This is a genomic window from Kitasatospora brasiliensis, from assembly GCF_032654805.1.
In the GTDB taxonomy this organism is placed as follows: domain Bacteria; phylum Actinomycetota; class Actinomycetes; order Streptomycetales; family Streptomycetaceae; genus Kitasatospora; species Kitasatospora brasiliensis.
In genome coordinates this window covers 1-19,783 of the sequence record NZ_JAUOOW010000008.1, presented here as the reverse complement: position 1 = coordinate 19,783, position 19,783 = coordinate 1, and the positions used below count along the sequence as shown (strand labels likewise).

The 19,783-nt window shown below is 70.3% G+C and carries 16 protein-coding genes; 9 read left to right on the top strand and 7 right to left on the bottom strand.

What is annotated here, in order from left to right; genetic code table 11:
* Positions 1 to 12: 12 nt before the first annotated feature.
* Genes QWJ13_RS28670 through QWJ13_RS28645 form a run of 6 tightly spaced genes read left to right on the top strand, consistent with a single transcriptional unit; the run spans position 13 to position 7,244 of the window.
* A complete protein-coding gene (locus QWJ13_RS28670) occupies positions 13 to 630 on the top strand; it encodes a DUF8175 domain-containg protein (RefSeq protein ID WP_316528090.1) in 618 nt (205 codons plus the stop codon).
* Positions 627 to 2,069 (top strand): hypothetical protein, encoded by a 1,443-nt coding sequence (locus tag QWJ13_RS28665; RefSeq protein WP_316528088.1) that lies wholly within the window; start codon positions 627 to 629, stop codon positions 2,067 to 2,069. Before QWJ13_RS28670 ends, QWJ13_RS28665 begins: the two co-directional genes overlap by 4 nt.
* A complete protein-coding gene (locus tag QWJ13_RS28660; protein WP_316528087.1) occupies positions 2,066 to 3,514 on the top strand; it encodes an SCO6880 family protein in 1,449 nt (482 codons plus the stop codon). The genes QWJ13_RS28665 and QWJ13_RS28660 overlap by 4 nt, the downstream gene beginning before the upstream one ends.
* 10 nt (positions 3,515 to 3,524) lie before the next feature.
* The gene (locus QWJ13_RS28655; RefSeq protein WP_316528086.1) at positions 3,525 to 4,979 is read left to right on the top strand and encodes an ATP-binding protein; all 1,455 of its coding nucleotides are present in this window, start codon (positions 3,525 to 3,527) and stop codon (positions 4,977 to 4,979) included.
* A complete protein-coding gene (locus QWJ13_RS28650; RefSeq protein ID WP_316528085.1) occupies positions 4,976 to 6,712 on the top strand; it encodes a type IV secretory system conjugative DNA transfer family protein in 1,737 nt (578 codons plus the stop codon). Before QWJ13_RS28655 ends, QWJ13_RS28650 begins: the two co-directional genes overlap by 4 nt.
* Positions 6,705 to 7,244, top strand: a complete 540-nt coding sequence (locus tag QWJ13_RS28645; protein WP_316528084.1) for a DUF4913 domain-containing protein — start codon at positions 6,705 to 6,707, stop codon at positions 7,242 to 7,244. Before QWJ13_RS28650 ends, QWJ13_RS28645 begins: the two co-directional genes overlap by 8 nt.
* A 9-nt stretch (positions 7,245 to 7,253) precedes the next feature.
* Here QWJ13_RS28645 and QWJ13_RS28640 read toward each other — a convergent pair whose 3' ends face one another.
* The 7 genes from QWJ13_RS28640 to QWJ13_RS28610 form a co-directional block, all read right to left on the bottom strand.
* Positions 7,254 to 8,906, bottom strand: a complete 1,653-nt coding sequence (locus tag QWJ13_RS28640) for a hypothetical protein (RefSeq protein ID WP_316528083.1) — start codon at positions 8,904 to 8,906, stop codon at positions 7,254 to 7,256.
* Entirely contained in the window at positions 8,903 to 9,295 is a 393-nt protein-coding gene (locus QWJ13_RS28635; protein WP_316528082.1) for a hypothetical protein, read from the bottom strand. Before QWJ13_RS28635 ends, QWJ13_RS28640 begins: the two co-directional genes overlap by 4 nt.
* A 181-nt stretch (positions 9,296 to 9,476) precedes the next feature.
* Positions 9,477 to 9,869, bottom strand: a complete 393-nt coding sequence (locus tag QWJ13_RS28630) for a hypothetical protein (protein WP_316528081.1) — start codon at positions 9,867 to 9,869, stop codon at positions 9,477 to 9,479.
* 177 nt (positions 9,870 to 10,046) lie between these two features.
* Positions 10,047 to 11,357 carry a M14 family zinc carboxypeptidase gene (locus tag QWJ13_RS28625; RefSeq protein WP_316528080.1) on the bottom strand — a complete coding sequence of 437 codons (1,311 nt, stop codon included), beginning with the start codon at positions 11,355 to 11,357 and terminating at the stop codon, positions 10,047 to 10,049.
* A gap of 392 nt (positions 11,358 to 11,749) precedes the next feature.
* A complete protein-coding gene (locus QWJ13_RS28620) occupies positions 11,750 to 12,148 on the bottom strand; it encodes a peptidoglycan-binding domain-containing protein (RefSeq protein ID WP_316528079.1) in 399 nt (132 codons plus the stop codon).
* Positions 12,149 to 12,586: 438 nt separating this feature from the next.
* Positions 12,587 to 13,033, bottom strand: a complete 447-nt coding sequence (locus QWJ13_RS28615) for an Imm1 family immunity protein (RefSeq protein WP_316528078.1) — start codon at positions 13,031 to 13,033, stop codon at positions 12,587 to 12,589.
* Complete coding sequence (locus QWJ13_RS28610) at positions 12,996 to 17,183, bottom strand: polymorphic toxin-type HINT domain-containing protein (RefSeq protein ID WP_316528077.1); 4,188 nt, start codon at positions 17,181 to 17,183, stop codon at positions 12,996 to 12,998. Before QWJ13_RS28610 ends, QWJ13_RS28615 begins: the two co-directional genes overlap by 38 nt.
* 532 nt (positions 17,184 to 17,715) lie before the next feature.
* On the opposite strand from QWJ13_RS28610, the gene QWJ13_RS28605 reads away from it, so the two are divergent.
* The 3 genes from QWJ13_RS28605 to QWJ13_RS28595 all read left to right on the top strand — a co-directional run.
* A complete protein-coding gene (locus QWJ13_RS28605) occupies positions 17,716 to 18,198 on the top strand; it encodes a hypothetical protein (RefSeq protein WP_316528076.1) in 483 nt (160 codons plus the stop codon).
* 74 nt (positions 18,199 to 18,272) lie between these two features.
* Positions 18,273 to 18,764, top strand: coding sequence for a hypothetical protein (locus QWJ13_RS28600; RefSeq protein WP_316528075.1), 492 nt, complete (start codon positions 18,273 to 18,275; stop codon positions 18,762 to 18,764).
* A 295-nt stretch (positions 18,765 to 19,059) separates the two neighbouring features.
* Positions 19,060 to 19,783: trypsin-like serine protease (locus QWJ13_RS28595; RefSeq protein ID WP_316528073.1), on the top strand; the 724-nt coding region annotated here is incomplete at its 3' end.

The window sequence follows — 19,783 nt, the reverse complement described above, 5'->3', positions numbered from 1 at the left end:
AAGCCGGTACCCATGTACACGGCCCCTGCGCTCTGGACCGAGCCGAAGCGGTGGCTCGCCGCGGCCAGGGGCATCCGGAAGGTGGCCGGGGGCCAGCGGGAGGTCGGCTTTCCGGGCACCTTCGAAGGGGCGATCGGCATGTTGGTGGCCGCCGACCAGGTCGACGTCGAGGGGTTCGGCACGCTGGCCGAGCAGCAACTCGACTCCTACCACACCTACATGCTGCCTGCGGACCGATCTCCGACGGCCGAGCAGAAGGTCCGGGCGGGTGCGGAGCGGGCCGAGGCCTCGCAGCGCGCCGCCCTGGGCCTGCCGGTCACCGGGCCCCTGCCGGGCGGCGCCTTCACGCGGACCACCATGATCGGGTTCAAGCCCGTCGAGACCTCTCCCACCCTGGTCACCGCCTACGTGCTCTCGGCCGTCACCGTCAAGGCAGGGGAGATGGAGCCGGAGCAGACGGTCTACACCGTGGGAATCCTCGCAGCCGTATGGCAGGACGGGGACTGGCGGCTGTCCGCGCAGGCCACCAAGGCCGCCATGGAGCGGAACAGCCAGAAGCCGCCCATTGCGGCCCCCGGCGACGCGGCCTTCAACACGGCCGGCTGGACGGCGATCAGGCAGGCCGCGTGAAGCGCCGGATCGCCGCTCTGCTCCTGGCGCTCGCGGCCGTCTTCGGCGCCGGCGCGGTCGACGCGTCGCCGGCCGCCGCCTCCGACGGCGTGATCGGCAGCATCGTCGAGTTCGGCTGCGACAACAGCGCCGTCGGCTATGTCGAGCAGATGCTCGACACCACCTGGTGCGGGGACGCGGGCAAGTCCGTCGACAAGGCACTCGACGAGGAATGGAACGGCATCTGGAAGTCCACCATTGGCGAGTGGCTCAAGGCGGCCACCGAGATGTGCAAGGCGCTCATCGCGGCGACGCTGACGATGGCCCTGAGAGGCCCGTCGCTGAAGCTGGAGAACACCGGCCTGTGGAGCGGGAACACCGCGTTGGCCGGGATGATGACCTGGTTCGGCCTCGTGATTTCCGCGCTCGGATTCATGTGGCAGGCGGGGCGGATGGCCGTCACGGGCCAGGCCGGGCACCTGTGGCGCGCCGCGGGCGGGTGGGCCCAGAACACGATGCTCTGCTTCTGCGGGGTGTGGCTGGTGTCGCTGCTGCTGGCGGCCGGGGACCTGATGACCGATGGTCTGGTCCAGGGCGTCTTCCATGATGACAAGACCGCCTTCGACAAGATCATCACGACCATGGTCCCCGACGGGATCGTGAATCCCGTGATCGTCGCCTCCGGTGCCCTGGTGCTGATCGTCGTCGGCTTCGTCCAGCTGGTGCTGGTCTTCCTGCGCAACAGCGCGATCCCGATCCAGTGCCTCCTGCTGCCGATCGCCGGGGCCGGGAGGGCCGGCGGGGACGCCACCCGGAAGTGGGCGGGGAGGCTGTTCTCCTCGATCCTCGTCGGCATCGCCTACAAGCCCGTCCTCGCGGTCATCATCTGCGCGGGCTTCACCGAGTTCGGGAAGGCGGACGGGTTCTCGGCCTGGCTGCGGGGCCTGGCCACGCTGCTGCTCGGCATCCTCGCCCCGGCTCCGCTCACCCGGATCTTCGCCCCGTTGTGCGAGGAGCTCGGATCGGCCGTGTCCGGCTCCGGAGCGATCGGCGCCGTCGGGGCGGTCAGCGCGATGGCCAGACGCGGTGGCGGCGAGGCAGCCGCAGGCGACGGCGGAGACGGAGACGGCGGCAGCGAACCGGCCACGGCGGTCGAGCACGCCAAGCACGTCGAACAGACCAGGTCCAAGGGCAGCGCAGGAGAAGACGGTTCGGGCGCCTGCGGCGACGCGCTGGCCCAAGCGGCCCGCACCGGCGCGGGGCGGATTCCCAACCCGGCCGAAGCCGGAGACAACACGGAACCCGGAGCCGCGGACACGCCAGGAGTCGCCGGCGCCGGCGGTGCCGTCGGCGGTGCCGGAGCCGCGACCGGTGCCGGAGCCGCGGTCCAGGTACTGGACGGCCTCCACCAGGCCGCCCAGCGAGGCGCCGACGAGATCGGGAACGGAGGCGACCTGTGACCACCCATGACGTGCCGGACGGGCTGCGGGTGCAGGGGTTCCGCACCAGACGCAGCTTCGGGTTCGCGGCGATGTCCCAGCAGGCCACCATCGCCGCCGCCCTCGTGCTGATCGCCGACGGCACCCTCGGCGCTCGGTTCCCGGGCAGCCTGCTCGTCACGGTGCCGCTCACCCTCGCCCTCGCGGGCCTGACCGCCGCCCGCCGCCACGGCATGCCGGCCCTGGCCTACTACTGGGCCGTCTTCGCATGGCGGCGAGCCGACCGCGCTGGCGCCACCTCCTACCGGCGGGTCCTCCTGCCGCAGCCGTACGCCCTCGACCTGCCCGGCGTCGGCGCCAGCTCCGTCCTGGTCGCGGCCCACGACCCCACCACCGACCGCCCGGTCGGCGTGGTGCACGACCGCTCCACCGGCGCGATGACCGTCACCACCCTGCTGGCCCCCGGCGGCACCCTCATGGCCCCCACCAGTGCCGTGCGCGCCGGAGTGCGCACCTGGAGTTCGGTCCTGGACGAGATGAGCATCGACGAGCAGATCCTGGGCGCCCAGGTCACCATCCAGATCACCCCCGGCGCGGGCGAGGCCCTCGCCGACGACGTCCGGGCCCGCCGCCGGCCGGACGCCCCGCGCCTGGCGCTGGACACGATCGACGAACTCGTCCGCACCACCCCGCGCGCCACCGCCTCGGTGACGCAGTGGATGAGCGTCAGTGTCGACCCGACGGCGACGGCGAACCCGCCGGTGGACCTCGCCGAGCAGGTCGCCGAAGCCCTGCGGGTGGTTGACACGCTCGACATGAGCGGCACCGGCGCCGACATCGTCCGACGTGCCACGCCCGACGACCTGCGCCGCCTGGTGCGCTGCGCCTTCGACCCGGGCGTCCACGACGCCCGGGAGGAGCAGTTCGCCGAGCTGTCCTGGGGCGAGTGCGGCCCGGTCGCCGCCGACGACCTCCAGGAGGAGTACGTCCACGACGGCTCGGTTTCCGTGAGCTGGGTGCTGCGCGAGATGCCGCGCCGCCCCATCCCGTACAGCGTGCTGCTGCCCCTGCTGAGCCCCGGACGCTTCCAGCGCAGGGTCACCCTCTCCTACCGGGTGCTCGACCCGCGCGAGGGCGAAGCCGTGCTGGAACGCGAGATCTCCAACGCCGAGCAGCGCGCGGCGGCGACCGCCCAGGTGCGCGGCCGTGCGACGTGGAGTCAGAAGGCGGACCGCCAGCGGGCCGAGCGTGCCGCGCACCAGGCGGCGAGCGGGGCCCAGGTCGTCGACTGGACGCTGCGCGTCACCACGACCGCCCGCCGGGCCGCCGACCTGCCCGGCGCCCGGCAGGAGCTGGAGCGCGCGGTGAAGGCGACGAAGGGGATCCGTATGAGGCCGGCCTTCGGCGCGCAGGCCGCCACCTTCATGGCCGGTCTGCCGATCGGCTACCAGCCGCTGGTGAAGTAGGGACACTTCGATGGGACAGTACAAGCCGCGCTCCCGCCGGATCCACGCCCCGCGGCTGGGGTGGGGCGGGCGGTACGGCGGCCGGGCGGCGGTGGAGGACACCGGCACCGTCTACACCGGCCCCTCCACCCAGGTCGGCGCGATCTACCCGTTCCTGCTCGGCTCCGGCCTGCCGCCGCGAGGAGTGCCCGTCGGCCGGGACGTGCTCACCGGCGAGCTGGTGTGCATCGACCCGTCGGGCTGGACGGGGAAGTTGACCACCAATCCGGGAGTGTGGGTCATGGCCCAGCCCGGCGTGGGCAAGAGCGCCCTGGTCAAGCGCATCTGCCTGATCTACGTGGCGTACGGCTGCATGATGTGCGTGCCGGCCGACGTCAAGGGCGAGTACAGCACGCTGATCCGCGAACTCGGCGGCAGCGTGCTGCGGATCGGCACCGGCACCGAGCGGATCAACCCGCTGGACTCCGGCCCGTTGAAGCACCGTCTGACCGCCCTGCCCGCCGCCGAGCGCCAGGCCCTGCTCGACGTGCTCAACGGCCGCCGTCTGGAGACCCTCGGCGCACTGCTCGCCACCCGGGTGGGGCTCGGCCGCCAGCCCGACGAGATCGAGCGCTCCGCGCTGACCACCGCCGTACAGTTGGCCGCCGACGCCACGCCGGGAACCGACCCGGTCATCCCCGACGTGATCGCCGTGCTGCGGCAGGCCCCCGAAGCCCTGCGGGCCAAGCTGGCCGCGGACGGCGACACCTACCTCGGCCTCACCCGCTCGGTGGTCGCCGGTCTGGACTGTCTGGTCGACGGACCGTTGAAGGGCATGTTCGACGGGCCGACCACGACCCCGCTCGGGCTGGACGCCCCGGCGGTCTCCGTCGACATCAACGCGCTGCGCGCCCGGGGGAACGACGTCGTCTCCGCCGGGATGATCGCCAGCTGGGCCTACACCTACAACACCATCGACAGCGCCCGCAGCCTCGGCGTCGTGCGGCGCCGGCTGGTGCTGCCGATGGACGAGATGTGGCGGGCCCTGCGCTCCGGCCCGGGGCTGGTCGACGCCATGGACTCCATCAGCCGCCTCAACCGCACCACCGACGACGTCACCGTCTACGTCACCCACTCGCTGGAGGACGTCGAGGCCCTGCCCACCGAGGAGGACCGGGCCAAGGCCAGGGGGCTGATGGACCGCTGCGACACCTGGGTGATCGGCGGCTCGACCGACGAGGAACTGGGCCGGGTCTCCGGAAAACGGGCCCTCACCGAGCAGGAGCGGATGATGATCACCTCCTGGGCGTCCGCGACCAGCACCGGTCTCGACAGCTCCGACCAGGTGCACCCCGGCCGCGGCAAGTACCTCATCAAGCTCGGCACCCGTCCCGGCATCGCCGCCGCGATGGAGCTCACCGGCACCGAGCGGCGGCTCTACCACACCGACCAGAACACCGAGCCCGTGGAGGGCGCCCGCCGATGATGACCGAGAACGACCGCATGTGGCTCGGCGGAGGCGTCCTCGTCGGCGGAGCCGTCGTGCTGTCCGCCGCCACCTGGACGGGCGGCGCCGCCGGAGCCGTCCTGGCCGGAGCCGACACCCCGCCGCTCGCCCCGTACACCGTCGTGGAGATGGCGTGCGACTGGGAGGCAACCTGGCCGGGCTCCCCGATCGCCAGCGGCATCGGCGCCGCCCTGTTCGACACGGCCGTCGTCGCCGGCATCGCCTGGGGCCTGTGGGCGGGCCTGCGGTGGTTCCACCACGCCTCCCACCTCGCCACCCTCCACCAGGTGCGCGACCTCACCCCCAAGCACGCCGCCCGCACCGCCACCCGCCTGCGCGCCTCGCTCAGCGACGTCAGGCCACGCGACGTCGCCCCCCGCGACCGGGGCGTCCTCCTCGGCGACCACCTGCCCACCCGCGTCGAACTGCGCGGATCCGACGAGGACACCTACCTCGCCCTCATGGCACCTCGCGCCGGCAAGTCCACGGCCGTCGCGATCCCCATCGCCGAAGAGGCCCCGGCGGCACTGCTGATGACCAGCAACAAGCCGGATGTGTACGCGGCCACCCTCGCCAGCCGGGCGAGGGCGGGCACCACCTGGCCGTTCGACACCCAGGGCGTCGCCCGGATCCAGCGCTCCTGGTGGTGGGACATCGTCGCCGAGGCGGAGACCCTCGACCGCGCCGAACGCCTCGCCGGACACTTCGTCAACCAGGTCAAGTCGGATGCCGCCGACCCGTTCTGGGCCCAGGGCGCGGGCGACCTGCTCACCGGCTTCCTCCGCGCCGCCTGGTGGGACGGCGCCACCGTCCGCGACGTCCTCCGGTGGCTGGCCGACCCCAGGGAACGGGCCCCGCTGCGGATCCTCCACCAGCACGAGGAAGTCCTGGCCGAGCAGGTCGACAGCTCCATCAACATCGCCGAGGAGACCCAGTCCGGCATCTACCAGAACGCCCGCACCGCCGTCAGCGCGCTGCGCGACGAGAACGTGCTCGCCTGGATGCTCCCCGACCGGCACCGGCCGCAGTTTCGGCCGGAGGAGTTCGCGCTCAGCCGGGACACCCTGTACCTGCTCAGCAAGAAGGGCGGCGCCGCCTCCGCCGTCGTCGCCGCGCTCGCCGACTCGGTGCTCACCGCGGCCGCCGAAGCCGGCGAGCGCCACGGCGGGCGCCTGCCCGAGCCGATGCGGGCGGTCCTGGACGAGGCCGCCAACATCTGCCGGATCGAGGACCTGCCCGACCTCTACAGCCACCTCGGCTCACGCGGAATCACCCCCGTGACGATTCTCCAGTCCTACCGGCAGGGCGTGAAGGCGTGGGGCGAGGTCGGCATGGACGCGCTGTGGGGCGCCGCCACGAAGAAGATCATCGGCGTCGGCCTGGACGACCCGAGGTTCGTCGCCGACATCGCCACCCTGGTCGGCAACCACGACATCACCCGCGGCTCCTACTCCAAGAGCCGTGGCGGCGGCTCCACCTCCGTCACCGAACACCGCGAGCAGATCCTCGAACCCGCCCGGATCCGCGCGATGAAGCGCGGCACCGCGCTGCTGCTCTCCACCGGCATGCCCGTCGCCCGGATCGCCCTGCGGCCCTGGTACGACGAGGACACCATGGCGCACCTCGGCCCGGCGATGAAGGCCGAGGAGAAGGCCATCACCAAGCGCGCCACCGCGGCCTGGGAGGAACGGAAGGAGTCCCGCCGTGACTGACCGCGACGGGACTCCTCCGGCTGCCGCGCTGGCCGAGGACGTCGAGGACCTCAAGGCCCGGTTCGCCGGCCTGCGCGCCGAAGTGGCGGCACTGCGCGTGGAACGGGACGAACAGACGGACTCCCCCGTCGAGGAGGAAGGCACGCAGTGGCGGTACCCGCCGTTCATCCTCCTGCTCGACGGCGAGGCCAGGGACGACGAACTGCGGCTGCTCGCCGAGTGGGTCGAGGGCGTCCTGGTCCCGGGCTACCTCGGCGAGCCGAGCGCCGACGCCCGCTGGTGCCACCTGTGGATCGAGCACGAGGACGCCGTCGCCCACCTCCACGCGCTCTGGCTGGCCTGGCAGGAACTCACCGACCCCGCCACCTGCGGCTACACCGGCCCCAGCGTCTGGCACCGCGACCACTACCGGCCCTGCATGACCGAACTGCGCCGCCCCGGCGGACCCTTCGCCGGCTGCACCAAGGGCGAGCACCGCACCGAGCACCGGCTCCCCGGGCGAGTGCCCAGCGCCTGGCATCTGGACGACTGAGGGGCGGCCCTATCTGCCCCGCCCGCGGTGCGGGTGAAGGGCGCCGACCTCGCGGGCCAGCTCGGCGGCTCGACGTCCGGGCGGACGTACGGACTCCCAGGGACCTCGTGCTGTCCCGCTGCGGGTACGCGCGGCAGCCGCGTTCACCCGCCGGGCATCGTGGGCTGGGTCCCCGGTGAAGCCGAGGGTGCGTCGCCGGTCGGCATCGAGCACGGCGCGACCGATGGGATGCCCGGCGGCCTCGGCGGCGCGCGCGACCGCCGACTGGGCAGCCCCAGATGCCTGACGGGCCGCGTTGTAGGCAGCCGTCACCGGGACGACCTGCTGGGGCAGAGCTGGGTACCACCTGGTCCAGCGGTCCTGGAACTGGTCGGCGGGCGTGCCGCCGCGGGGGTTGTGGGCGAGGTCGGAGCTGAGAAGGACTCCGTGTTCGACCGCGGCGGCAGCGATCCAGGGGGTGTGTTCGGCGAGGACCTGTCCGGCAGCGGGGACCGCGTGGACGGCTGCGAGGAGGGCCGCGCTGTCGGTCCGCGTGGCGACGATGTCCTGCGGGGCCCGAGGGGTTCGCCGTGTGCCGTCGCGGTGGGTCCAGCCGTCGGAGAAGAGGGTCCGGCCGAGCCGCACGCCCGCGAACTCGGCTTCCCGGACGAAGTGGGGATCCGAGATCTGCGGCGCGCTGCGGAGAGCCGCCTGCTTCCAGCTGTCCGCGGCCCGTCTCCAGGCCTGTGCGGCAGCGCGCAGCGTATGGGCCGCGGAGGTCAGAGCGTCACACGTGCCCGGATCCGGGACGAGAAGACTGCTGGTGTGCTCCAGCAGACGGGCGGAGAGGAGATGGGCGGCCGCGGTGTGGTCGGCGATGACCGGCAACTCGCCGATGGTGGACGGACGCTCGGCCGTCTTCCGGGCCGTGTGCGCGGCGAGCCAGTCCGCGCCCGTGGCCACGGCGAGGAGCGCTTCGTGTCGTGGTTCTCCCGGCCGGACCGGAGGCGGAGGTGCGGTGACCGCGACGGGGAGGTGGGTGAGGCCTGGTGCCGGGTTGGCTGGGCGAGGGGCGTTGAGCCCGCGGTGGATGCCGATCGCGGCCTGTTCGATCAGCACGGCCGGCCCCGCGAGCCTGCGGGCCGCGAAACGGCTGTCGCTCGCATCCCGAGAGGGCGGGGACGACTGGCCGAGACGGGCAGCCAGACGCCCGGCGGTGCTCGCGAGTTCGGCGGTCTCGGCGATGACGTGGCGAGCAACCGTCGGGCTGTTCAGGTAGGCGGCGTAGGGACTGCGGGGCTGACCCGCCGGACCGTGGTGGCTGGCGAGCAGGTCGCTGCCGAAGGCGAGGAACCGGGTGGCGTCCGCGATGTGGCGGGACACCGGGTCACGCTCGGGGGAGGCGTACGCCGCCTCGTCTCGCAGTGCCCGCCCGAGGGCATCCAGATTGCCCCTCAGCCGGGCGACATCGTCCTCGTCGATGCCGAGCGGGTCGTGGGCGAGGGGGCCGAAGCGGCCGGCGTACTGGTGCAGCAGACGGCAGGTACCGGCCAAGGCGCCGCTGCGAGATGCGTGTCGGCCGGGCGTGCTTCGCCCCTCGGCATCGGTCACGGCCGCGAGCGCGACCTCCAGCCGCAAGGCGGCCATGGCGGTGAAGTCACCCCAGGTGACGTCCCGTCTCATCCGACCGCCCCCTCCTCGACCGGAAGGGCGTTGCGCAGCGCGACGACCGCGGCGCGGGCATGAAAGGCGGCCGTGTGGCGGTCCCGCACTTCCCGGGGATCGGCCGAGCAGCGACCGAGTTCATCGAGGGCGTCAGCCGCGGCCTCCATACGACGGATCAGCTCGTGGTGGTCGATCCCGCGATCGGCGTCCGTAGGGGGACCCTCCGGCAGCGGCAGGTGGCAACTCGCCTGGTCGGCGTGGGCGGCGGCGGCGAGGGCGGCCAGTTCGTCGTAGCGCTCGTTCCGGACAGCGAGTTCGGCCAGACCGTGCGCGACGGTGGTCGCGTACGACAGGAGGGCGGCAGCGGCCTGTTCGACGTCCTGGGCATTGAGCGGGCTCGGGGTCATCGGAATTCGGTCCTCCGGGGTGAATGGGCGTTCGGCGGCAGACAATCACGTTCCGCGGGTCAGACGGGGCGACATCCTGATGGCCTGTGGACAAACCCGCCCGCGGTGGGAGGTGGTTCACCGGATCGTGTGAACAGGCTGCTCCGATCACCACTGATGCTCTCCTGCCAGGTTGCCTCGGTCATCCGACCGAACCCTCCTCGATCGGAGGGGCGTTGCGCAGCGCGATGGCCGTGTCGCGGCTGTGGAGGGCGGCCATGTGGTGGTCCTGTACCTGCTGCGGTTCGGTCGCTCGGCGACCGAGCTCGTCCAAGCCGTCGGCGATCTCCAGCAGTCGGTTGACCAGCTTGTCGTGGTCGATCTCCTGCTGGTCCTCGTCCGGCAGGTGGTCCGGCAGCGGCAGGTAGGTGGTCGCCTGAGTGGCGGAGGCGGCGGCCGCCAGCGCGGCGAGTTCGTCGTAACGGGAGTCCTGAACGGCGGTCCTGGCGAGGCTCCGGGCGGCCGTGGCAGCGAGTCGCAGGGTGGTTGCGGCAGACTGCTCGATGTCCTGGGCGGCATTGGGGGGCGGGTTCACGGGGAGTCCTTTCGGTGGGGTACGGTCCGGGACAGCGGAGCACACCTCGCGGGTTCGCGCGGAAATGTTCTGCTGTCCTGTGGATAAGTCCGGTTCGGAGCGGCCGCGTTCACCGCTGGTTGGGTTTCCGTCCCTGCTGTTGGCCGGCGGACACACGGCAGGGCCGAAGCACCCTCCTCACACGACGAGGCCGACCGCGGCGAGCGTTGCGTCGGCCTGCACTGCCACCAGGCGCCGCAACTCGATCGGTGTGGGCTGCAGGAGCCGTGCGCAGTGGCTCGCCCGCTCAGCCAACAGTTCGTCCAACCTGCACCGCACGGCCGGGACGGATGAGCCGCCGCCCCGTGCCCCGTTCGCGGCGCGCAGAGCCATTCCAGCCGACCGTAGGGTCATCATGACGCGCATGAAGTGCGCCTCGGCCAGTGCTGCGCCGGACACCGGAGTGGGGTCGGCGGCGCGCTGCTGCCACGAACGGGCGACCGTGGTGCTGACCGCGAGGGTGTCCCTGGCAGCCCGCGTGAATATGCCGTCCGGGAGGACGGCCTGCTCCATGAGCTGCTGGACCTCGTCGGCTTCGCGGGTCAGAGCCTGCGCCAGCGCCGTGAGTTCGGTCGACGGCGCGTTGTCGAACCGGGTGCCGGTGTACCAGCGCGGAACTTCCGGCAGCAGCGTCACCGTGCCGTACCGTGCGGCGTAGTGGGCAAGGTGCGCACCGTACGCGGGCGCCCGGTGGGTGTGGTCGCGGATCACCAGCTGCTCGACCGAGGGCATCTGAAAGACGCCGCGGCCCAGCACCGGCCACCCGACGACGTCCGAGGGAGCGGCCTGGGCGACCGGAAGGCCGTGCCGGGCCGACACGGCGGCCAGCCGTTGGGCCAGACCCGGCACGGCCTGGCTCAGGACGAAGAACGGGTCACCGAACTCGGCGTTGTGCAGCGAGACCGCAACAGCCGGCCGCAACTCGTCGACGAGATCCGCCAGCGCCTGGTTCTCGGGCAACCCGAAGTGGTGAAGCCCCTCCCCCCAGGGAACCGGAAACGTCCACTCGGGCTGCTCCGCCATAGCCGGGCGGTAGAAGTGACGGTGCTGTGCGAGGAGTTCCAACGGCAGGCTCGTCCAACCGGCGTTCAGAGCGGCGGCGTCCGGATCCACACACGGGAGGAAATGCCATGACAGGCCCTCCCGTAGCTCTGCGTGCGCGGTCACCACATCGGCCAGGACGTTGATCGTGGCATAGCCGACCGGCTCGTTCGGGTGCGGGCCCCCGATCACCAGCACGGCCTGCCGCCCGGATCCGACGGAGAACACCTCCAGCGCGCGCCCTTCCCGGGACATGCCGATCTGCCGTACCCGAACCAGGCTCTCCTGGGTCGCGGCGAGGCCACGCAGCCTCGCGGAGAGCTCCTCCACCGAAGGCCCCCGAGCCTCGTGCCGTCCCAGGTGCGCCGAATCGGTCAGGCGGAAGTCGACAACGGACAGATCAACCATGCCGCACACCGTCTCCTGTGAACGCGGCCTGCGCCCCCGAATCCGAGCACGGCCTGTCCCCGGGGGCAACGGTCCTCCGCCGCGGAGCGGCGAGGAACTCCTGTTGCCGGAGCGCACGTCGTTCGGGGTCGAGGTGGCCCAGCCGAGGTCCCATGGATGGCTGCGGATCATCCGCAGAGGCACCGGCTCGGTCGTGACCCGGCGGCGGGCCCAGATGGTCTTGCTGCCGGCGCAGGGCGTGCCCGTGGCGAAGATCGCCGCAGTGACGTTCACCAGCCCGGACCGGGCCCGTCCTCGGGCCCCGCCGCTCGTCATGCGCACCGCCGCGGTGCCCGACGGCGGGTCTCGCACAGTGCGAGACCCGCCGTCGGGAGGAGGCGTTCGGCGCGGCGTCAGTGGAGCGAGGGCAGGTTCCAGTAGCAGCCGTACTCGTCCTTGGTCGCGGTGAGGATGTAGTCGCCGGTCTGCGGGCCGACGACGCCGTCCTGGGGCAGGCCCGCCCACCGCTGGAGGGCGATGACCGCGCCGTAGGTGTCGGGCCCGAAGGCGCCGTCCACCGCGATGGTGGGGTAACCGGTCTGGTAGTGCAGGCTGTTGGAGATCTGCTGCACGCACTGCACGCTGCTGTAGGCGTTGGCCTTGCCGTAGCCGACCCAGAGCGAGCCGGAGTTGGGCACGGCCTGGGCGGTGCCCGCGACCCCGACGGTCGCCAGGGCGGTGGCCGCGAGCAGGAAGGCGCCGCGCCGCTTGGCGGACGCGGCGCGCGACATGCCGTTCGACGTGCTGTTCAAAGGAACCCCCCATGGTCGAGAAAGGACGATCGATCGTCGAGCACCTGACTATCGCCGATGATCGTCCGAAGGTCCAGGCCTTTCGAGCGGAAGATCCGCCGACGGGCCCGGCCGCCGCCCTGCCGTCAGAAGCCGCTGTTCGCCCGGTCGTTGAACCCGCGCGCTCGGGTGTTGCGCGCAGCAGGACTGGGGGATGTCGGTGGTGTCCGGCTGGTTGCCGAGGGCCAGGGCGTGGGTCGTGGTGGTGAGGGCCTGGTGCCAGTGTCCGCCATGGCTGGGCGAGTAGGCGTCCGAGTCGTGCCGGGGTCGATCCGGTCCGCCAGTTGCGCGGCCTCCACCGCGAGGCGGGAGCGCTGGGCCTCGATATCAGAAAGCTGACACCCCGATGTTCGGCTCGGATTCGAGCAGAGCACCAGGGTGTCAGCTTCTCATTTTTGACTAGTCGTCAAGGTATTGATTCTTCCAGGATACGCAGGTCGGGCGTTGCCCTCCGGACTCCAAGAACTCCCTTAGAGCCTTCCTGACCAAGTCGAGGGGAATCTCTGTCTGGTCTCGGAACTGAGTCCAGTGCCTGCAAAGGTAGTACTCGGGGGAGTTTCTGGATTCCGGTGGACCCGCGGAGACGAAGTTTCCACTGGCGTCTATAAAGAGCAGAATGCCAACCTGCAGCTCCTTGTCGACTCCCACCTGGAATTCGTGATCCGGAATTCCCGGCTTAAACTCTTCTCGATCCAGATGGATAATCTGCGCCAGATTCTCGTTCGCCGGCCCCGCCAGGAGTGCGTCGATCAGGGCATCGGCCTCCTCAAGAGAGTGGAGATAGTCTGGCCGACCAGCCTGACTTGCCCTATATCGAATTTCGGCACTTACCGCCACTTCCGCCACGCCCCTTCACCCGGTGGGTGCCGTAAACTAGACAGTCCCACGCACCGCTCGAATTCGGAAAATAAACAGTGAGACCCTTCGGGTTCTTCTTGTCCCTAGAAAGGAGGCCGTCCAGCGTCTCATTGCAGCCGTTCTTCTCGACGCATGGCCCGTCCCACATGTTGATCACAAGCTCGGCATCGTCAATGCCGTCGATGTGCATCTTAGCAACGAATTTTACCTCAAGGTCGGAAGCGCGTCCGCTGACGGTGCCTCGCAGTTCCTTGGTGGCAGTCTTCACCCAGGCGACCAGAGCAGCCTCATCCTTTTCTCGGCCGCTCGACAGATCATCGATGATCTTGTTTCCGGCTCTTGCGAACCCTGTGGTGGGTCCGCTTCCCGAATAGGGTTTGAGCCCGACCTTGGTCGCGATCGCACCGATGTTCTCGCGCGTGAACGGGGCGAAGCAATCGACGTTGTGTACGAGGACGGCCGTCGGCCCGGCCAGGACGTAGAAGGTGTGAACGTCCCGGACGGTCAGGTTGTAGGTGGGCTCGTGGCCCTTGCGCTGCTTGGCCTCGGTGACGGCGGCTGCCGGCCCGTTCGGGGTGCGAAGGGTGTCGCCGACGTTGAGGTCGGCGGCATCGACCCACTTGTGGTCCTTTTCGACCCAGAAGGGGTGGTGGCCGGTCGCGGTGAGGCTACCGGTTCCCTGATCGCCCTGAATCTGGAGATCGGTGAAGTTCCGGTCGTCCGGTGTGTAGATGACGGCTTCGACCGGTTTCGCCGCTGTTCGGCCCAGGTCCGGGTCGGTGGCCAGGACCGTGTCCCCGACCTTGACCTTCTCGATGGGTTTGCGACTTCCGTCACCCATGAGAACGCTGGTACCGGCCGGGAAGCTGTTCTTGTTGGGCTCGCAGATTCCCGGGATCTTCGAGAAGAGCCGTTCGATGAACTCGACGACCTTCTTGCCGAGAGGCCCGGTGTTCTTCAGGAGCTCCATGGCCTTCTCGAAGGCCTTGGCTTCGCCGACGATGGGGATCGCGCTGATGCAGGAGGCCTTGGCGTGCTCGACGTCGCGCTGGAGGGCGTAGAGGCCGCAGTTGAGGAGATCCGCCGCGGAGGACCAGCCGGGAGGTAGAACCATTCCCGCAAAGTCGAGGACGCCATGGGCGATCGCGAGCAGAAGGCCTCTAGTGTCTACGGGCTTGTAGTCGCGGTAAGGGTCGTTGAGCTCCTTGGCGAGTTGGGCCTCGATGTCACGCTTCTGTTGCTCGGCCTGCTGTTCAGCGGCACGCTGGGCCGCTGCGTCCTGCATGAAGGCGAGGTTCGCGTCGCGCATCTCCTGCCCGATGCGCTCCCAGTCGGCGACCTGGTCCTTGTAGGCCTGCCAGGCCTTGGTCGCGGCCACGGCTGCACCGTCGGCGTCGGTCTTGGCGGCTTCCCAAGACGCCCGGGCCTCGACACTCGCTCGGTAGGCCGAAGCCGCGGCCCAGTTGGCCGTCGTGGCGGAGGACTGTGCACGCTTGGCGGAGAGGGTGGCGGAGGCGACCTGGCGGCGGGCGGTTGCCTCCGCGTCGGATGCGGTTTTGGCGGATGCCACGGCCTGGTTGGCGCTGGCTTCCGCGGCCTTGGCCTTCTCCTGGGCCTGGGCGGCGAAGGAGGCGGCCTTGCCGGCCGAGTCCTTGGCCGCTGCTTCTGCGGCCCTGGCCTCGCTGTCGGCCCCAGCGGCGATCGCCGCTGCCTGTGCGGCCTCGGAGGCGCTTTGCTGGGCGAGTGCGGTGGCCGCGTCGCCTTCCAGAAGCAGGCGTTCGATCTCGGCCTTGTGGGTGGCCCCGAGCGCGTCCTTGTTCTTGGCGGCGTACTGGCCGGTCTGCAGGAAGGCCTGCAACTGCTGCGGCGAACCCTGGAGAGCCACGCGTGCCGCGGCCTCAAGTTCAGGTCCTGCACCGTTGCGCAGTTGGGCGGCACGCAGGTTGTCGTCACTGGCCTGGGCCTCGGCGTACCCGACGGCCATGAACTCGTGGAGGGCCTTGGCCGTCCCGGCATTGATAGCGGCGCGGGCTGCCGCGTCGACCGCGCGGTCGGCTCCGTTGCGGGTCCGGGCGACAGCGGCGCGCAGGTCCGAAGCTGCGGACTCGTACTGACCGGCGGACAGGAACGCGGTGATCGTCTGGGCGTCGCCCTTGAGCGCCTCGGTGGCGGCGGTCCGTACCGCCTCGATCTCCGAGTTCACCGCCAGGTTGGCGACGCGGTCGCGTTCGTCCTGTTCGAGGGCCTGGTGGCGGTCGTTCCTGACGTAGTCGAGGACTGCCTGGTCCGAACCGGACAGCGCTGCTGCCGAGGCCTCCCTTTCCCATGGACCGCCCGCGATCTTCATGGACAGCAGGGCGAGCTTGCGCCCGTCCGTCACGATGTCGGCGGTGGGCGTACCCGGCTGGGCTACGGCGGTGGCGAGGCGGTTGGCCTCGTCCTGGAGTGCACGCAGTTTCTGAAGGGCCTCGCCCGCGTTCTTCTGGTCATCGTCGTAGGCGGCTCTGGCGTCCAGTGCCTTTTCGAGCGCGGCCGCAGTACGCGCGGTGAGGTCCTCGGCTTCGGCCCGGTCGGCGAGGTCGCGAGCCGTCCTTGCCTTGGCGACGGCGTCCTTGGTGGCCTGGGCCGCTTCGGCGGCCGCCTGGGCATTCGCCTTCGACGCGGCAGTGGCGGTCGCGCTTTCGCCGGCGTGCAGCGCGGCTTCGGCGGCAGCCTTCGCCGCAGCGCTGGCGTGGGTGGCGGCAGAGGCGACGAGGGCCTGTGCATCGGAGACAGCCTGCTTGGCGTCCCTGACCAGTGCCCCGGCCGCGGCCGCGGCCCGGCTAGCCTCTTGGGCATGCCGCGTAGTGGATGCGGCGGCCTGCTTGGCACGGGCGGACTGAGCGGTAGCCTTTCCGGCGCTGGCTCCGGCCTGGGAGGCTGAGACGGCCGCGGCATAGGCGTTCTGGCCGGCGTCGTCCGCTGCTGCGCTGGCCTTGTCAGCCTCGGCGAGGGAGATCTTCGCGAGACCGAAGGAGCCCGTCGGGTTGACCGGATCGTCGGGAATCGGCGGTTGCAGGTCTCCATGGTCGAGCCCATCGCCGAACCAGTTGGCGGTCTGGGCCGCCAGAGAGGCCGCCTCTGAGGCTTCCCGTGCGGCCTTGGCCTTGCCTCTGTCGGTGGCGGCATTCGCGGCGGCGCTGCGTGCGCGGGCAGCTGCCTGGGATGCGGCCGCTGCCGCCGCGGCGGCCTGAGCCGCGGCGCTGGCGGCGGTGCGGGCGGAGTTGGTGGCAGCCTTGGCCGCCACGATCGCCACCTGTGCGGCCTCGCCTGCGCGGGTCGCGGCCTGGGCGGCACGGTCCGCCGCGGCTCCTGCGGCCGCAGTGTCGTTCTGGGCGGCCTGGGTCTCAGCAGCGGCGGTCGCCGCGGCCTGCTTGGCCAGGGCCGAGGACTCCACCGCCTTCGCGGAGGCTTGCTTGGCCGCCTCACCCTCGCGTACAGCTTGGTAGGCGGCGTCCTTGGCCTGCTGGATCAGCTGGCTCACGCTGGCGCGTTCGGCGTCTCGTGCGTGAGCGACGTGCTGGCCGACATCGAGGAAGTCACGGACGTCCTGGATGGAGCCGTTCAGTGCCAGCCGTGCCGCGGCTTGGGTGTTGGGTCCGCCAGTGCTGAGGATCTGAACGAGCTGGACGCGGTCGTCCGCTTCCCTGGCCGTGTACTGCCCGTCGTTGAGGAAGTTGCGGATATCGTCGATTGACCCGTTGATCGCGGCCCGGCCGGCCTCCTGGACGCCGCGGCCCGCGCCATTGCGCAGCTGGGCTGCCTGCATGCGCTGGTCGGATTCCAGCGGTGCTTGCCAGCCGGTGGCGAGGAAGGCCTGAAGGTCCTCAGGGGTGCCGTTGAGGGCCTGGACCGCCGCCGCGCGTACAGCCCTGCCACCGAGGTCGTGGATCTGGGTGGCGCTGACCCGGTCGTCGGCCAGCTGGGCGGCCTTCACATCGGCATCGAGGAACTTGCGCACAGCGGCGTCGGTGCCGATCAGCGCGGCCTCAGCCGCAGCCTTGACGCCGGGGCCGCCTTCCTTCCATAGCGCAACGATCCGGTTCCGATCAGACTGCGGGACGGGTGCCGGATCGGTGCCGACCGAGTCATCGGCCAAGGCAGGCACAGACCCCAGTCCGCCTGCCACGAGTACGAGCGGAAGCACAAGCAGACACAGTCGCCATGCAAGCTGCCGTCGTTGCCACCCCCTGCGGCGAACTGTAGCCCAATTATTTCTTATTGATGTCATCTCACATCTCCGTACACAGACAGCTATTGCTGCGGGCGGAAGCCTATACGGCACCAGCTGACGCCGGAGCCCGAGACCCGAAACGGCTGACGCTACGAAACCTGAATGTCATTCAAATTCCAACCAAAGGGCATCAAGCAAATAAGATGGACATAAAGGGCAAATCGACAGGATTGCCACCTGGGTGCCTTGTATCTGCGCCAGATCCGCCTTCTCTCCATGTGATCCAAGGTCCTAGGTGGCCTCGGATGCCGTGATCCGTGGCCTAGACTTTGGGCCACAATTCGCTGACTAGCCGTCGATGCGTGATCGTTACAGGAAAGATGACGTGACGTCACCTTCATTGGTGGTCTGCGAACGGTGGCTCACCAACAACGCAATACATATCGAGAGGTCAACCATGAAGGCCGTATACAGATGGACGACAGCCGGTATCGCCGCAGCTGTTGTGGCAGTTCTCGGATCCACCGCTATGGCATCCACGGAACAGGCCGCCCCGGACGCCAGCACTCCCCCGCCGGCCGTCGAGGACTTCGTCTACCCTCTGGACTCGCCGTACCCCGCCCTGACGCTCGTCCGCGGTGACGGCCACATCATGCTGGCCGACTGCCATACAGCCACCCAGATCCAGATCTGGAGCCCCGAGCTCCCGCAGAGCATCCACGAGCAGATCTGCTTCCGTGTCACCGGAAACGTCGGCTACCTGGCACTCCAGTTGCCGAGAACGTCCGTGATCCAGACTACGGAACGCCCGGTGCAGGCAACCCTCACTACCGAGGGAGCCGCCACCGCCGTGAACATCCCCAAGAACACCATGCGGAACGTCGGAGAGTACGTCGGGCTCAAGCCGACAACGCTCGTCGAACTGCGTGTCACGGGCTGACGGGCCCGACACCATCCGAATCGGCCGCCCCAGAGCCGCATCAGCATCACCCGAACACGCTCAAAGGACCTGGAGTGACCAACCGCCTCCGCGGCCTGCTCATGGCACTCATCGCCGTACTCGGCCTCGCAGCCGGCGTAACGGTGCTCGCATCGGCCGACACCACGCCTCCTCCGCCCACGACAGGCGACAACGCCGCCCCTCCCGCCGTCGAGGACTTCAACTATCCCGGCGCCAATACGATCTCCCGTATCAAGCTGCTCCGCGGTGACGGCCACATCATGCTGGCCGACTGTGCCAAACCCTCTCAGATCCAGCTGTGGACCCGCGCTCCTGGAAATCCCGACAACAAGGTGTGCTTCACCGCCACGTCCACGACCGGCCAGCTCACGTTGCAGCTGGCAGACCTGTTCGCCGTACAGACCACAGGACGGTCCCTGCACGCCGAACTCACCGCTGCCGATATCAAGAAGGGCATCGATGTGGCCTCCGACGGCATTGCGGGTGTGGGCGAAGGACTCGGACAGGAACCGACCACCGTCGTCGAACTGCGGATCACCGGCTAACCATCGCCGTGTCCGGGCGTTCTCGACAGGAAGTTCTGCCGAAGCACCACGAAAGCGCGACGAATGCTCCTCAGGAGCCACAACCGTCCAGGCCTCGCCCTCCATGCCGACGATGCCCGGGTCACACGGGCCGGGTATCACCGCCGGCGATGTCCTGCGGCCCTCGACGCTCGCAGGACCGCGTCGAGACCGTCGGCGAAGGCACCAACCCAATATCCACAAGCAGCCTCTAACCGAACCTTACCTGCCGGCGTCGCCCGCCCGCATCCACCTCTCGCACTTGGGAACCCCATCCATGCCTCTCACTTCCCCACTTCTCCGCCTGCGGACGGGCACACTGGTCGCCGCCCTGGCCGCCGGCGCCCTGTCCACTCTCACCGTGCTCCCGGCGGGTGCCGTTCCAGGCGACGCGGCCGCCGACGGCTCCTACTCCTACACCGCCCGTCTGGTGATCGGTGACAACCTGCGGGCCTGCACCGGTGCACTGGTCGACCGCAACTGGGTGCTCACCGCCGCCTCCTGCTTCGCCGACGACACCGCACAGCCGCAGGCCCTGGCGGCCGGCGCGCCGAAGTGGAAGACCACCGCCACCATCGGCCGCACCGACCTGACCACCTCCGTCGGAAAGACGACCGAGATCGCCGAACTGGTGCCGCGTGCCGACCGCGACCTCGTCATGGCTCGCCTGGCCGCGCCGGTGGACGGCATCGCCCCGCTGACGCTGGCGGCCGTGGCCCCGACCGCCGGGCAGACCCTGCGCGTTCCCGCGTACGGGCGGACCGGGGACGAGTGGGCGCCGCTCAAGCTCCACACCGGGGCGTTCTCGGTCGACACGGTGAACCCCGCGGGTATCGGCACCACCGGTACCGGCGGAGCGGCGGTCTGCAAGGGCGACACCGGCGCCCCGGTGCTCCGCGAGGTCAACGGCAAGGCCGAGCTCGTCGCCGTCGCCTCCCGCTCCTGGCAGGGCGGCTGCCTGGGCGTGCCCGCCTCCGAGACCCGCACCGGCGCCTACAACT

Bases quoted from the DNA above. Each gene is read 5' to 3' on its own strand.
- QWJ13_RS28640 (WP_316528083.1), bottom strand. From the start codon at position 8,906: ATGAGACGGGACGTCACCTGGGGTGACTTCACCGCCATGGCCGCCTTG.
- QWJ13_RS28605 (WP_316528076.1), top strand. From the start codon at position 17,716: ATGAAGGCCGTATACAGATGGACGACAGCCGGTATCGCCGCAGCTGTT.
- QWJ13_RS28670 (WP_316528090.1), top strand. From the start codon at position 13: ATGTACACGGCCCCTGCGCTCTGGACCGAGCCGAAGCGGTGGCTCGCC.
- QWJ13_RS28625 (WP_316528080.1), bottom strand. From the start codon at position 11,357: ATGGTTGATCTGTCCGTTGTCGACTTCCGCCTGACCGATTCGGCGCAC.
- QWJ13_RS28655 (WP_316528086.1), top strand. From the start codon at position 3,525: ATGGGACAGTACAAGCCGCGCTCCCGCCGGATCCACGCCCCGCGGCTG.
- QWJ13_RS28650 (WP_316528085.1), top strand. From the start codon at position 4,976: ATGATGACCGAGAACGACCGCATGTGGCTCGGCGGAGGCGTCCTCGTC.
- QWJ13_RS28635 (WP_316528082.1), bottom strand. From the start codon at position 9,295: ATGACCCCGAGCCCGCTCAATGCCCAGGACGTCGAACAGGCCGCTGCC.